16 protein-coding genes are annotated in these 13240 nt (G+C 66.6%); 13 read left to right on the top strand and 3 right to left on the bottom strand.

The window, feature by feature from the left end; genetic code table 11:
• Positions 1-77: 77 nt before the first annotated feature.
• The 10 genes from BSP_RS09890 (at position 78) to BSP_RS09935 (ending at position 3882) form a co-directional block, all read left to right on the top strand.
• Complete coding sequence (locus BSP_RS09890; RefSeq protein ID WP_054765736.1) at positions 78-443, top strand: RebB family R body protein; 366 nt, start codon at positions 78-80, stop codon at positions 441-443.
• On the top strand, positions 440-766 hold the full coding sequence (locus BSP_RS09895) for a hypothetical protein (RefSeq protein WP_054765737.1): 327 nt from the start codon (positions 440-442) through the stop codon (positions 764-766). The genes BSP_RS09890 and BSP_RS09895 overlap by 4 nt, the downstream gene beginning before the upstream one ends.
• Positions 767-790: 24 nt before the next feature.
• Positions 791-1018 carry a RebB family R body protein gene (locus BSP_RS09900; RefSeq protein WP_054765738.1) on the top strand — a complete coding sequence of 76 codons (228 nt, stop codon included), beginning with the start codon at positions 791-793 and terminating at the stop codon, positions 1016-1018.
• Between the two features lie 3 nt (positions 1019-1021).
• The gene (locus BSP_RS09905) at positions 1022-1357 is read left to right on the top strand and encodes a RebB family R body protein (RefSeq protein ID WP_054765739.1); all 336 of its coding nucleotides are present in this window, start codon (positions 1022-1024) and stop codon (positions 1355-1357) included.
• A 19-nt stretch (positions 1358-1376) separates the two neighbouring features.
• Positions 1377-1610, top strand: a complete 234-nt coding sequence (locus BSP_RS09910) for a RebB family R body protein (protein ID WP_054765740.1) — start codon at positions 1377-1379, stop codon at positions 1608-1610.
• A gap of 34 nt (positions 1611-1644) precedes the next feature.
• Positions 1645-2028 (top strand): hypothetical protein, encoded by a 384-nt coding sequence (locus tag BSP_RS09915; protein WP_054765741.1) that lies wholly within the window; start codon positions 1645-1647, stop codon positions 2026-2028.
• A 21-nt stretch (positions 2029-2049) separates the two neighbouring features.
• Entirely contained in the window at positions 2050-2400 is a 351-nt protein-coding gene (locus tag BSP_RS09920) for a hypothetical protein (protein ID WP_054765742.1), read from the top strand.
• Positions 2401-2408: 8 nt separating this feature from the next.
• Positions 2409-2663: a hypothetical protein gene (locus tag BSP_RS09925; RefSeq protein WP_054765743.1), complete on the top strand. Its 255-nt coding sequence runs from the start codon at positions 2409-2411 to the stop codon at positions 2661-2663.
• Complete coding sequence (locus tag BSP_RS09930) at positions 2660-2977, top strand: hypothetical protein (protein ID WP_054765744.1); 318 nt, start codon at positions 2660-2662, stop codon at positions 2975-2977. Before BSP_RS09925 ends, BSP_RS09930 begins: the two co-directional genes overlap by 4 nt.
• Positions 2978-3159: 182 nt before the next feature.
• Entirely contained in the window at positions 3160-3882 is a 723-nt protein-coding gene (locus tag BSP_RS09935; RefSeq protein ID WP_054765745.1) for an RNA polymerase sigma factor, read from the top strand.
• On the opposite strand, the gene BSP_RS09940 is transcribed toward BSP_RS09935, so the two are convergent.
• The 3 genes from BSP_RS09940 to BSP_RS09950 form a co-directional block, all read right to left on the bottom strand.
• Positions 3879-4628, bottom strand: coding sequence for a 1-acyl-sn-glycerol-3-phosphate acyltransferase (locus BSP_RS09940; RefSeq protein WP_152950250.1), 750 nt, complete (start codon positions 4626-4628; stop codon positions 3879-3881). The genes BSP_RS09935 and BSP_RS09940 overlap by 4 nt on opposite strands.
• A gap of 38 nt (positions 4629-4666) precedes the next feature.
• The gene (locus BSP_RS09945) at positions 4667-5713 is read right to left on the bottom strand and encodes a diguanylate cyclase (RefSeq protein WP_054765747.1); all 1047 of its coding nucleotides are present in this window, start codon (positions 5711-5713) and stop codon (positions 4667-4669) included.
• A gap of 100 nt (positions 5714-5813) precedes the next feature.
• The gene (locus BSP_RS09950; protein WP_054765748.1) at positions 5814-7343 is read right to left on the bottom strand and encodes a DEAD/DEAH box helicase; all 1530 of its coding nucleotides are present in this window, start codon (positions 7341-7343) and stop codon (positions 5814-5816) included.
• Between the two features lie 247 nt (positions 7344-7590).
• Here BSP_RS09950 and BSP_RS09955 point away from each other — a divergent pair, with 247 nt between their 5' ends.
• The 3 genes from BSP_RS09955 to BSP_RS09965 are packed head-to-tail and all read left to right on the top strand — an operon-like array spanning position 7591 to position 13239.
• The gene (locus tag BSP_RS09955) at positions 7591-8409 is read left to right on the top strand and encodes an ImuA family protein (RefSeq protein WP_054765749.1); all 819 of its coding nucleotides are present in this window, start codon (positions 7591-7593) and stop codon (positions 8407-8409) included.
• Positions 8309-9880: a DNA polymerase Y family protein gene (locus BSP_RS09960; RefSeq protein WP_227975915.1), complete on the top strand. Its 1572-nt coding sequence runs from the start codon at positions 8309-8311 to the stop codon at positions 9878-9880. Before BSP_RS09955 ends, BSP_RS09960 begins: the two co-directional genes overlap by 101 nt.
• Positions 9877-13239, top strand: coding sequence for an error-prone DNA polymerase (locus BSP_RS09965; RefSeq protein WP_054765750.1), 3363 nt, complete (start codon positions 9877-9879; stop codon positions 13237-13239). Before BSP_RS09960 ends, BSP_RS09965 begins: the two co-directional genes overlap by 4 nt.
• The last annotated feature ends 1 nt before the right edge of the window (position 13240 follow it).

A 13240-nucleotide genomic window follows, 5' to 3' on the forward strand; every position in this document is an offset into this window, starting at 1 on the left:
GCGAGCGTCGACTGTCGTAATCCGCCATCGTTGCGGTCGGGCCCCGGCGCCCGCCGCGCCACCCTTGGGAGGACGACGTGTCCGAGGCCAGCAACAAGAGCGGCGGCGCCGACAAGGGCTCGCCCAACCTCGGCGACTATGAGGACATCCTCAAGCTCGCCCTGGAGCTCAGCCGCAATCCGGCCACCGCGCCGATCGCCGATTCGGTGGCCAGCACCTTGCTGACGGTTATCGGCTCGGGACCCAGCTTTGCGGCGATGCAGAGTTTGGTCGCCGCCAATCAGGCCAGCGGGCTGATGTACCACAACGCCGTGGCCCATCAGCAGACGACCAACATCCTGGGCATGGTGGCGACGATGAACTGCGTCAACGCCCTGATGGACAAGCCGTCCTTCGTGCCCTGGCCAGACATCAATCCGCGTCGAGAGGAGCCGTTCGAATGACGCAGGAGGAGACGCGATCGCCGGACCTGCGGGGTTCGGCCGCCTGCCGGGATGACCTTCTGGTGCTGTGCGGCGGGGCGGGGGTCTGCAACGCCAGCCTGATCACCATCATGGCCTCGGCCGACGCCTTCGCCGCGCGCCTGGCGGCGTCCAGCCAACACGCGGCCGAACTGTCGACCCTGCAACTGCGGCAGCTGGCGACCAGCCTGGCCGAGATGCAGCCGATGCGCGCCGCCCGCGCGGCGGACATGGGCGTCCGCGCCGTTTCGCAGACCCATGCTCAGGCGCCGTCGCCCATGTATGGCGCGCCCGTCGTCACCTGAGCATCTGAAAGAGGGGGAAGGCTTATGACCGACACCGTCAATGCGCAGATCACCGATGCCGTGACCCAAACCAACGTCAAGGTTCTGGGCGAAGGTCCGGCGGAGGCTGTGGCGATCGCCGTTCAGGCGGTGGCCCACGCCACCAGCTTGTCGGTGGAGAACGCCAGCCAGGCCCAGGGCGGCATGCAGCAGATCAACAATGCGGCGGTCGGCGCCCTGATCGCCAAGATTCTCGAAATCCCGGTGGCCTGAGGCATGGCCTATTCACTCGCCGTCAACAGCCGAATCACCGATGCGGTGACGCAACAGAACATGATGGTTCTGGGCTCCGCTTCGACGGTGGCCATGGGCTCGATCTACCAGAGCGCCGCCCATTCGACGGCCATCGTCTTCCAAAATGCGGTTCAAGCCCAGCGCCAGGCCTCCATCTGCGCCCAGGCGGCGACCAACCAGGGGGTGATGCAGGTCTATGAGATGGGCGGCCTCGTCTCGGCGGCGGCCACCGCTCGCGTTGCGGCGCGCCCGCCGGCTTCGAACACTTTGGAGACCGCCGTGATGCTGCTCGTCGCTCTGAAAATGCTGAAACTCTAGATTTGTCAGGATCTGAACCATGGCCGCCGATACGCCCGTCAATTCTCAGGTCACCGACGCCGTCACCCAGACCAACGTCAAGGTGCTGGGCGAGGCGCCCGCCCAGTCCATGGCCCTGGTCTATCAGAGCATGGCTCACTCCATTTCCCTGGCCATGCAGAACGCTCAGCAGGCGCAGGGCGGGCTGCAGCAGATCGGCAACGCCGTCACCTCAAGCGCCGTCACCATGATCATGAACGCCGCGCACAAATAGCGCCGGGCCCTCCTGAAACGAAAGCAGCCGCGCCGTGAGCGAACCCGCCGTCAACAGCCAGATCAAGGACGCCGTCCAGACCTCGACCAACTGGGCCATGGGCTTTGCGCCCCTGGACGCCGGCACGCCGTCCAGCGCCAGCCGCGTCTCTGCCGGCGGGGCCATAGCCTATGACAAGGCGACCCAAGCCGCAGCCTTGGCGGTTCAGGACGCGGCCGATTACCAGCGCAATGTGATGTCGATCAGCACCACCGTCCAAGGCAAGGCGATGGCGATGATGCTGGCCTCCGGCGGCCTGAACGAACCGGCCCTGGTCGCCTACGCCATGGCCCTGGTCAGCGCGTTCGCCGCCCCCATCGCAGCCGGTCTGGCGGCGGAGTCCGTCACCAAGGCCGTCGAGAGCTTCCCCAAGAACTGAAGCCAAACAAAGGAGACTATCGTGAGCCGACTGACCCTGTCCGCAAAGAGCGACGCCCAGGCCGTGATTCAGGAAGCGGAAGCCCTGGAATGGGAGACGCAGCGCGCAATGGAAGACTGGAGCGAGGAGGCCGGAGACGGCTTGTCGCGACCCTCCTTCGCCGCCAGCCAGGAACGCTACCTGGACCTGCGCCGCGCGTCGGAAACGGTTGTGGCCATCCTCTATCAGATGCAGGAGCCGCTTCTCGACGACCCCTACGCCTCATGGGCCGCCAAGCTGATGGTCAAGGCCAAGGGCCTGCTGACCGATATTGAGGAAGGCGAACTGGTCGCCAAGACCACCTTCGTCCCGGCGTCCGGCGACAAGGACTGAGGCGCCCCATGACGAACGATGACGCCGGCGTCGAGCCGGACGCCCCCCCGGCGCCGGCGCGCGATCCCATTGTTCTGGCGGCGCAACAGATGGTGATCGAAATGTTCAACCTGGCCGGCACTCAGCTGCCGGATCTTCTGAAGCTGCAAGATCCGGCGGCCGGTCAGGTGGCCAAGTTCAGCGACGAGATGATCAACCAGCTGAAGGGACAGGTCGAGCGCGCCCTGGGCCTGCCCGCCGCCGATAAGGACAAGACCTCGTGACGGAAGGGGCGGGCCAGCATCTGTATGACGCCATCTCGGCGCAGAAGCACCAAGCCGTCGACAGTTTCGCCGATCAACGCGAACAGTTGAGGAAGGCCGTGGCGGACCAGCGCTTGGCGGCCATGCCGGAGGAGATGCGCCGCGCGGCGCTTGGGCCGTCCGCCCAGGTCAGTCGCGAGATCGTCGATGCCCTGCGGGCGATCATTGCGCAGGAGGTGACGCGACAGCTGGATCTCGCCATCTGCGCGATGCTGGCGCGCGCGGCCGAGACAGAAGAGGGGGCGGCTCTATCGGCCGAGGCGACGCACAGCTGATCTGATTTCCCTCGAATTCGGATCGCACGCTTCACAAAACTCCGGAAAACCCGTTTAAGTTGTATCGCGGGGGTGATGGGGCGGCGACGTCGCATAGACGGCGGGCGGCGCGCTTCTCCGCCAAGGTCGGATCGGTGCGTCGGCGGCCGACTTCAGCCCGATGGGACAGAGGGGTCGGGAAGATGAATGTTGTCCGCCTGTTTCCAGAAAAGGAAACCCAGGAGATCGAACAGATCGCCAAGTCGCCGGCCCGAACCGAACGAGGCTTGCGTCGGGGATTACAGCCGGCCCAGCCTTCGCCGGTCGATGTTCTGGCCAGGGCGGCCGGAGGGCGGCGCGCCGCTTCGCCGCTGACGCCGACGGAGGTCATCGCTCGATCCCTGGAGCGGCCGGCCTCCATGGATCGGTTCTGGGCCATCTGGATGGCGCATCAGACAGCCCTGCGGCAGAGAAGTCTTCGTCTGTCCGGCGGAAATCGCGCCGACGCCGAGGATGCGCTGAGCGCCGCCATGGTGCGGGCCGCCCAGGCTTTTCAGCGGCAACCGGTGGAGAATCCCCGAGCTTGGCTGGTGCGTATACTGCACAACACCTGCATGGACCTGCATCGCCAGAACGCCAACCGAATCCCTATACAGACAGGGGACGCCGATCTGCCGCCGCCGACTGCGGCGGCCTGGGTCAGGGCGGCGCCGTCGCCGGAAGAGGCCCTGTCGCAACAAGAGCGAGACGCCGCCTGGGGCAAGGCCATGAACGCCCTGCCGGCCGCACTGGTCGAACCCTTGCGGCTTCACCTGGACGATTGGGGGGATGATCGGATCGCCGCCCATCTGAACATCAGTCGCGAACTGGTTCGAAAACGACGACAACTTGCCAAGAACCGTCTGCGCCTGTTGCTGGACCTCTAGGCGGGCGTATCGACCAGCACCGCCGGCGACAGGGGGGTGCCTGTGGCCTCTGCCACCAGCTCGGCCGTGCGCGCTTCGATCACGGCTTCCAGGCGCGCCAGGAACTCGTCCTTGTCCAGGCCGACTGGAATGGGGTCCAGAAACTCGAGCGTGGCCGTGCCTGGATGCTTCTCGTACTTCTCTTCGGGCCAGAAGAGGCCGAGGTTGGTGGCCAGCGGCACGACCGGCATGTCGAAGTCGCGATACATATGCCAGACACCTGAGCGATAGCGGTATTTCTGTCCGACCGGGGCGAGGTGACCTTCAGGATAGATCAGGATCTTGCGGTTTTCAGCCCTGGCCTGGGCGGCGCGGGTTGCGAGCGCCTGACGCGCTTCGTGGCCGCCGCAACTGTTGACCACGATCGCCCCAAGCTTTTTCAGAACGCCGCCGAGCAGGGGAAATTTTTCCAGGTGGTCGCCGGTGACGAAAGCCAGATCGTCGAACTGATCATAGGTCGCGAAGCCGTCGCCCCAGCTCTGGTGCTTGGAGGCGATGATGAAGGCGCCTTCTGGCAGCCGTTCCTTGCCCCGCACGTCCAGGCGGATGCCGGCGAAGAGGGCCATGGCCTGCACCATGCGTCGGACGTAGCGGCGGATGACCCAGCCAGTCGGGCCCCGCCCGGGGGCAAGCGCCGCGAAGGCGGCGGCCAAGCCATAGGCGATCGAGAGAATCCAGTAGGCGACGTTGAATGAAAAGCTGCGCATGGATCGATTATTGCGCAGCTGGCCGCGATGTCATGCCCTCAAGCCGCGTTTTCGAGGGCGGGCGCCCGCGTGACGCGATTGCGACCCCCGCGCTTGGAGGCGTAAAGCGCCGCGTCCGCGCGCTCCAGAAGGGCGGCGGGGCTTTCTCCCGGCCGATAGTCGGCAAAGCCGGCCGAAAGCGTCACCTTGCCCAGATCGTCGTTGGTCGAGCGACGCCGCAAGGCTCGGGACGCAACCTCTTCGCGGATGGTCTCCAGCGCCGCCAGAACCGTCCCCGCACCCTCGCCGGGGAAAAGGATGGCGAACTCTTCACCGCCGAAGCGGGCGACGAAGCGATTTCCGCCGCTGAAGCGAGACAGGACGGTCGAGACATAGCGCAAAACCTGGTCGCCCGTCTGATGGCCCCAAGTGTCGTTGAACCGTTTGAAGTGGTCGATGTCGATGATCGCCAGGATCAGCGGCGCATCGCCAGACGCACAGGACTGTTCCAACCGCTCGTCGAAGGCCTTGCGGTTGGCCAGGCTGGTCAGGGCGTCGGTCATCGCTTCGCGCCGGACCTCTTCCAGATGCTCGCGTAGTCGCGCGATTTCCTTGTTGGAGGTCTCCAGCCGCTTTTCCAGGACGGCGGTTTCGCGCCGCGCGCGTTTGGTCGCCGTCGACAGGCCGCCGACCAGCGCTTTCAGCGGCGAGGCGGCGCCGGCGGCTTCAATAGTGTTGGACGCATCCGCCAGGGTGTCGCCATAGTCCGCCTGGGTCTTATGGGCCTTGGCGATGGCGTTGGCGACGCTGGCCAGTTCCCGGTCCAGCACGGCGCCGGCGTCGCGAATCTGCTCCGACAAGCGGCCGCGCGGCAGGAATTCTGCGGCGAGCCGCTCGGACACCTCGTCCGATATGATTGCCGACGCGGCCAGGAGCCGGTCGATCTCGCAGGCGAGCGGGCTCTCGCGGTCGTCAAGGTAATGAAGCCAGAGCTCGAAGTTCAGTCGGGTAGGCCAGACGCCGGCCTTTTCCATCTCGTCGATGACATGGTGCGCGAAGGCGTAAGCCTGAGGCCCTCTGACCGTCGTCTCCAGCTCGGCCGTCATTCTACGCTCCAACCCCCTTCTAGAGTTTCGCAGGACATTAGATGTCTATCCGTAACACCGGGTAAACAGCAGACGGGGAGAGGGCGTAAATCAGCGGGGATCAGCCGTGAATGATCACCGGTCGGCGTAGGAAGGCGGGTATGTCGTCGCCGAAACCCTTGACCCCGGTCCGCTCGCGCTCCTCCGGCCGGCGTTCGCCGCGGCGATCGGACTGGCGCAGTTGAGGCTCGAGTTCCGCACGGGCGGGACGATCCGAATCGACAGAAACCGGCTCGGAGAGGGTCGCCTCGACCGCTGGCGGAGGCGCGGCCTCCGGCTTGGTCTTGCGGCGGCTGCGAGAGCGGGCCGGAGCCTCGGCGGTCTGCGCTTCGGTCGGGATTTCCGCAGACGCCACGACGGCCTGTTCCGTCTTGTCCGTTGATCGCGTCCCACCGCGGCCGGTTCTTTCGCGTCCGCCCTTGTCATCGCGCTGGGCGGGCTTCTTGGTCGTGTCGAAATCGACGCCGTCCAGGACCAACTCCTCCGGCTCCTTCTTGATCAGCTTGAGCACCTTATCCAGCGACTTGTCGTCGGCCGGGGTCACGATCATGAAGGCCTGTCCCAGACGCCCGGCCCGGCCCGTGCGGCCGATGCGGTGCACATAGTCGTCGGCGTGGTGCGAGACGTCGTAGTTGAAGACGTGGCTGACGTCGGGAATGTCCAGACCGCGCGCGGCGACGTCGGACGCCACCAGAATCTTCAGCGCCCCCGAACGGAAGTCGGCCAGGGTCTTCATCCGGTGCGACTGATCCAGGTCGCCATGGATGGGGGCGGCGTCGAAGCCATGAGTCTTCAGCGACTTGGCGACGATATCGACTTCCGACTTGCGGTTGCAGAAGACGATGCCGTTCTTGACGTCCGACCGCTCGATCATGGCCCGCAGAGCGGTGCGCTTGGCCTTGGGGTCGCTGGTGGGGATGCGAACCAGATATTGGGTGATGGTGTCGGCGGTCTGGGCGGGACGCGAGACCTCGATCCGGGTCGGATCCTTGAGGAAGGCGGTCGTCAGGCGGGTGATCTCCGGCGGCATGGTGGCCGAGAAGAACAGGGTCTGGCGACGCGGCGGCGTCAGTTTGAAGATCCGTTCGATGTCGGGGATGAAGCCCATGTCGAGCATCCGGTCGGCTTCATCGACGACCATGATCTCGACGCCCGTCAGCAGCATCTTGCCGCGTTCGAACAGGTCGAGCAGGCGGCCCGGAGTGGCGATCAGGACGTCGACGCCCTTGTTCAGCGCCGCCACCTGGTCGCCCATGGAGACGCCGCCGATCAGCAGCACCCAGCTCAGCTTGGTGCCCTTGGCGTATTTGGCGAAGCTCTCGGCGACCTGGTCGGCCAGTTCGCGGGTCGGGGCCAGCACGATGGCGCGCGGCATCCGGGCACGGGCGCGGCCCGAGGCCAGGCGCTCGACCAGGGGCAGGGTGAAGGCGGCGGTCTTGCCCGTCCCGGTCTGGGCGATGCCCAGGACGTCGCGGCCGGCGAGGGCGACGGGGATCGCCTGTTCCTGAATGGGGGTGGCGGTCGTATAGCCGGTGTCGGCGACCGCTTGCAGGGTCGTGGGCGAAAGGCCCAGTTGGGAAAATTCTGTCATGAATCCTTGGGACGAAAAGCGTCTGCGTGCATAGCAGCGACGGAACCGCCCCTCTTTGGGCGAGCGGGCGGCGCGGATCGCAGACCTGTCCCGAGGCTGGGGGCGATATAGAAGCCCCTCCGACAAAGTCAAGTATTCTCGCTATTTCGGCCTGCTGAAGCGGAATAAATTCCCATGGTCAAGTTGGAGGTCGCTTGACTCCTCGTGGCCTGAAAGAGGCATATAAGAGAACAAAAGGAGAACTGTTGTGCGGTCCGACCGCAAGATCGAAGCCCTGCGCCAACATCTGAAAACCCTGGAGGCAGCCGGTCATCCAGTGGACGACGCACGCTTCGATCTCGGACTGGAGGCGGCTGACCGGCATCTAGGCGGGCTGGCGACCCATGGGCTGCACGAGGTTTACGCCGCGACTACGCCTGATGCGACAGCGGCCCTGGGGTTCGCTCTGGGACTGGTCCGCCGGACGGCGGGCGATCGACCTGTGGTCTGGGGGGTCCAGGCCATGGCCGAACTGGAGACGGGGCGGATCTATGGGACGGGCCTGCGCGAACTGGGGCTGGATCCCGGCCGGCTGGTGCTGGTGCGGGTCAAGGAGACGAAGGATCTGCTGGCGGCGGGAGAGGAAGCCCTGGCCGGTGGAGCCGTGGGAGCGGTGCTGCTGACAGCCTGGGGCGAGAGCAAGGTGCTGAGCCTGACCGCCACGCGTCGCCTGTCGATGGCGGCAGGGCAGGGACGGGCGACTGCACTCCTGACCCGGTTGGCGGCCCAGCCCCAGCCCAGTGCAGCCGAAACGCGGTGGCGGATCAGGGGGGCTTTGTCGCGGGCGCTGGAAGCGGAGGCCCCTGGCCATCCGACCTATGCGGTCGAACTGTTGCGACATCGGCTGGGCGCGCAGCCGAGAAGCTGGATCATGGAGTGGGATCGTGAGCGCGGAATCTTCGAACAGGGCGGGCAGAATGCCGGACATGAACAGCCGCAACGACCGGCGCTATCTGGCGGTCTGGTTTCCCCTGCTGCCGACAGATCGGCTGAGGCGCGAGGAGAGGGGCTCAGACGCTACGGCTGAACCGGCCACCGTGTTGGTGGAAAAGGTGAAGGGCGCGCTCCGTTTGGCCGCTGCAAATGGTTCCGCCCTGGCTCTGGGTCTGTCGCCGGGCATGACTCTGGCGGACGCGCGGGCGCGGGCGCCGAATATCCGCGTGGAGCCGCACCGGCCCGAGGCGGACACGGCCCTGTTGAGACGGGTGCTGCTGGATTTCGGACGCTTCACCCCGATGGCGGCGACGGACGGGCCGGACGGCCTGGCGCTGGATGTGACCGGTTGCGCCCACCTGTTCGGGGGTGAAGAAGGACTGATCCGGGCGGTCGGGGCGCGGGCTGAGGGCGTGGGTCTGGCGACGCGCCTGGCCCTGGCCGGCACGCCCGAGGCGGCGCGCGCCCTGGCCCGCTTCGGTCCTGGCGGAATCTATCAGGGCGAGGACCAGAGCCAGGCCCTGCGTCGCTTGCCGGTCGCGGCGCTGGAAGTGTCGGACAAGGAGATCCAGGCCCTGTCGCGCGCGGGCCTGAAGACCTTGGCGCATCTGGCGGATCGCCCCACGGCGCCCATCGCCGCCCGGTTCGGGACGGCGGCGGCGACGCGGCTGAACCGGGTGTTGGGACGTGAAGACGTCCGCATCCGCCCCGAACGCCCCCTTCCTCTGATTTCCGTCGACCGGGTTCTGGTCGAGCCGATCACGGAGACAGCCGATGTCGAGGCGGTGATCGGCGACCTGCTAGTCGAGGCTATGGACCGGCTGGACCTGCGCGGTCAGGGCGGGCGTGCGTTTCAGGCCGGCTTTTTCCGCCTGGACGGAGAGGTGCGCCACATCACCGTGCGGACGGGCCGCCCCAGTCGCGACGCGGCGGCTGTGCTGCGCCTGTTTCGCGAACGGCTGGCCAATCTGGCGCGACCACTGGAGCCCGGTTTCGGCTTCGACCAGATGCGTCTGTCCGTAACGGTCGCCGATCGCCTGGCCTCGCGCCAGAGGGGATTTGAGGCCGCCCCGTCGACCGCCGAAGATCTGGGGCGACTGATCGACCGGCTGACCGCGCGCCTGGGACCGGAGGCGGTCAGCCGGTTCGAGCCGATAGAGTCGCACTGGCCCGAACGCGCCGTCCGCCTGAGCCCGGCCGCCCATCCCCCAGCCGACCATCCCTTGGGCGAGATCGCCGCCTGGTCCGAACCGGACCCTGCCGACCCGCCGCTGCGGCCGTTGCAGATATTTGATCCGCCCCAGCCGGTTCTGGCCACGGCGGAAGTGCCCGATCATCCGCCGAACCGCTTCATCTGGCGGCGGGTGGACCACCGGCTGGTCCGGGTCGAAGGCCCCGAACGCCTCGCGCCCGAATGGTGGCGCAGGGTGCAGGCCCCCCTGGAGCCGACGCGCGACTATTACCGGGTCGAGGACCAGGAGGGGCGGCGTTTCTGGCTGTTCCGTTCCGGCTTCTACGGCGAGGAGCCGGCCCCGCGCTGGTTCCTGCACGGGGTCTTCGCATGACCGCCTATGCCGAACTGGCGACGCGCAGCAACTTCTCCTTTCTGGAGGGGGCGTCTCATCCGAAGGAACTGGTGCTGGCTTCGATCCTGCTGGGCCATACGGGAATGGGTCTGGCCGATCGCAACAGTCTGGCGGGCGTGGTCCGGGCCTGGAGCGCGCTGAAGGCCTTGAGGGAGGAAGGGCTGTCGCCGCCGGAAAAGGTGCGCGAGGGCGGCGGTCCAGGCGAGGTCGGCTGGGTCGAGGATCCGATGAACGACCCGGCCCTGAGCGACCGGGTCAAGCAGCGCGCCCAGGCCTTCAAACTGGTTCTCGGCGCCCGGCTTCGGTTCAATGACGGCGCGCCGGACATTCTGGCCTATCCGGAGGATCGCCAGGGCTGGGCGCGCCTGTGTCGCCTGCTGACGCTGGGCAACAGTCGAGCCAGGAAAGGTCAATGCGAGATCGGCCTGCACGACCTGTGCGCGGCGCCCGAGGGATTGCTGCTGATCGTCATGCCGCCGCCTCGTCTGGAAGGCTTGGAGGCCGTGCTGGCGCGGGTGGTCGCTGCGGCGCCGGGCGCGGTCTGGCTGGGGGCGGCCATGACCCGTTCGGGCGACGACCGGCGACGATTGGCGCGGCTTAAGGCGATGGCGAAGCGGACAGGCGCGACCCTGCTGGCGGTCAATGACGTCCTGTATCATGAGGCCGGACAGCGCGACCTCCAGGATGTTCTGACCTGTGTCCGCGAAGGCGTGACTCTGGAGACGGCAGGGCGACGCCTGGAAGAGAACGCCGAGCGCCGCCTGAAGCCGCCGCGGGAAATGGCCCGCCTGTTCGCCGATGCGCCAGAGGCGGTGGCGGAGACGCAGAATATGCTGGCGCGGGTGAGGTTCGACCTTGAGGATCTTCGCTACAACTATCCCGAGGAGCCGATCCCGCCGGGGTGGTCGTCCCAGGACTGGCTGGCGCACCTGGTCGACCGAAACCTGGACCAGAAATATCCGCAGGGCGCGCCTCAGAAGGTGCGCGATGATCTCGACAAGGAGCTCGCCTACATCCGCGAGCGCGATCTGGCACCCTATTTCCTGACCATCCACGACATTGTCCAGGTCGCGAACGACAAGGGCATTCTGTGTCAAGGACGGGGATCGGCGGCGAACTCGGCCGTCTGCTATGTGCTGGGGATCACCTCGGTCGATCCCAGTCAGCATGATCTTCTGTTTGAACGTTTCCTGTCGGCCGATCGCAATGAGCCGCCGGACATCGACGTCGATTTCGAACATGAGCGACGCGAGGAGATCATTCAGCACATCTACGACCGGTATGGGCGGCACCGGGCGGGCATAGCGGCGACGGTCATCCGTTACCGACCCCGCAGCGCCATTCGCGAGGTCGGCAAGGTCCTGGGTCTGACCGAGGATGTGACGGCGCGACTGGCCGGCAGTCAGTGGGGCAGTTTCGGCAGCGACATGACCGAATGCCACGTCGCCCAGGCCGGACTGGAAGTCGCCAATCCGCAGATCGCGCGCGCCGTCGCCATGACGCGGCGGCTGCTGGGCTTCCCGCGTCACCTGTCACAGCACGTCGGAGGCTTCGTCCTGACCCAGGACCGGCTGGACGAGGTCGTGCCCATCGGCAATGCGGCCATGCCGGACCGGACCTTCATCGAATGGGACAAGGACGACATCGACGCCCTGGGGTTGATGAAGGTCGATATTCTGGCGCTGGGGATGCTGACCTGTATCGCCAAGGCGTTCGAGTTGATGCGGTCGCTGGGGGTGGTGGACCTGCGGCTGGATACGGTTCCCGACGAGGATCCGGCCGTCTACCGCATGCTTCAGGAAGGACGGTCCATCGGGGTCTTTCAGGTGGAGAGCCGGGCGCAGATCAACATGTTGCCGAGGCTGAAACCCGCGACCTTCTACGATCTGGCCATTCAGGTGGCGATCGTCCGGCCGGGACCGATCCAAGGCGACATGGTGCATCCCTATCTGCGTCGACGCCAAGGTCTGGAGGCGCCGGACTACGCCCGACCCGGCCTGCCGCACGATCCGGACGAGCTGAAGAAGGTGCTCAAAAAGACCCTGGGCGTGCCCCTGTTTCAGGAGCAGGCGATGAAGGTCGCCATGGTGGCGGCCGAGTTCACCTCGGCCGAGGCCAATGGTCTGCGCAAGGCGATGGGCACCTTTCGAGGCGACGGGACGCTCTGGAAGTACGAAGAGCGAATGGTCGGTCGGATGATCGCCCGCGGCTACGACCCCGCTTTCGCGCAAAGATGTTTCGAACAGATCAAGGGCTTTGGTTCGTACGGCTTTCCCGAGAGCCACGCGGTGTCGTTCGCCAGGCTGGTCTACATCTCGTCCTGGATCAAATGTCATCACCCGGCGGTGTTCGCCTGTGCGTTGCTGAACAGCCAGCCGATGGGCTTCTACGCCCCGGCCCAACTGGTGCGGGATGCGCAGGAGAGCCCGCAGAAGGTCGAGGTGCGTGCGATCGACGTGAACCACAGCCTCTGGGACAATAGGCTGGAGCCGACGGCGCGGGGGCCGCACTATCCGGCCTTACGCTTGGGGATGCGGCAGATCGACGGGTTCAAGGAAGTCTGGGCGGATCGGATCGTCGCGGCGCGGGATGCGCCCTTCGCGGATGTCGAGGAAATGGCGCGGCGGACGGGTCTGGAGGCGGCCGCGATGCGGAAGCTGGCGGATGCGGACGCGTTTCGATCGATGGGGCTGGATCGACGCGAGGGGTTGTGGGCGGTCAGACGCTTGCCGGACGACGAGCCCCTGCCGCTGTTCCAGGCGGCGCGGGCGCGGGAGCTGGGCGTCGAGGCGGCGGCGAACCTGCCGCTGATGCCGCTGAAGGAGCATATCGCCACCGACTATCAGACGACGCGCCTGTCGCTGAAGGGGCACCCGATGCAGATCCTGCGGCCGATGTTCGACGCCGAGCGGGTGCTGAGCGCCGAGGCGGTCTACGCCAAGAGGCACGGGGCGCTGGTGAAGACGGCGGGGGTGGTGCTGGTGCGCCAGAGGCCCGGCACGGGCAACGCCATCTTCGTGACCCTGGAGGACGAGACCGGGGTGGTGAACATCCTGCTGTGGGCGCGGCTGTTCGAAACCTTCCGGCGCGAGGTCATGGCCGCGCGGCTGATGGAGGTGGAGGGCACGGTCGAGAAGAGCGTCGAGGGCGTGCTGCACCTCATGGCGCGGCGGGTGATCGATCGTTCGGCCGAGCTGGGGCGGCTGTCCGAGGACTATGACCTTGAGGTCGAGCTGTCGCGGGCGGATGCGGTGAAATATCCGCAAGGCCCGCGCAGCCCGACCGGCCGGCATCCGCGCGACGTCCGAATCTTGCCGGGGTCGCGCGACTTTCACTGAC

It is taken from the genome of Brevundimonas sp. Bb-A, assembly GCF_009394735.1.
GTDB lineage: Bacteria > Pseudomonadota > Alphaproteobacteria > Caulobacterales > Caulobacteraceae > Brevundimonas > Brevundimonas aurantiaca.

Bases quoted from the DNA above. Each gene is read 5' to 3' on its own strand.
- BSP_RS09895 (WP_054765737.1), top strand. From the start codon at position 440: ATGACGCAGGAGGAGACGCGATCGCCGGACCTGCGGGGTTCGGCCGCC.
- BSP_RS09900 (WP_054765738.1), top strand. From the start codon at position 791: ATGACCGACACCGTCAATGCGCAGATCACCGATGCCGTGACCCAAACC.
- BSP_RS09905 (WP_054765739.1), top strand. From the start codon at position 1,022: ATGGCCTATTCACTCGCCGTCAACAGCCGAATCACCGATGCGGTGACG.
- BSP_RS09910 (WP_054765740.1), top strand. From the start codon at position 1,377: ATGGCCGCCGATACGCCCGTCAATTCTCAGGTCACCGACGCCGTCACC.
- BSP_RS09925 (WP_054765743.1), top strand. From the start codon at position 2,409: ATGACGAACGATGACGCCGGCGTCGAGCCGGACGCCCCCCCGGCGCCG.
- BSP_RS09935 (WP_054765745.1), top strand. From the start codon at position 3,160: ATGAATGTTGTCCGCCTGTTTCCAGAAAAGGAAACCCAGGAGATCGAA.
- BSP_RS09940 (WP_152950250.1), bottom strand. From the start codon at position 4,628: ATGCGCAGCTTTTCATTCAACGTCGCCTACTGGATTCTCTCGATCGCC.
- BSP_RS09945 (WP_054765747.1), bottom strand. From the start codon at position 5,713: ATGACGGCCGAGCTGGAGACGACGGTCAGAGGGCCTCAGGCTTACGCC.
- BSP_RS09950 (WP_054765748.1), bottom strand. From the start codon at position 7,343: ATGACAGAATTTTCCCAACTGGGCCTTTCGCCCACGACCCTGCAAGCG.
- BSP_RS09960 (WP_227975915.1), top strand. From the start codon at position 8,309: ATGAACAGCCGCAACGACCGGCGCTATCTGGCGGTCTGGTTTCCCCTG.
- BSP_RS09965 (WP_054765750.1), top strand. From the start codon at position 9,877: ATGACCGCCTATGCCGAACTGGCGACGCGCAGCAACTTCTCCTTTCTG.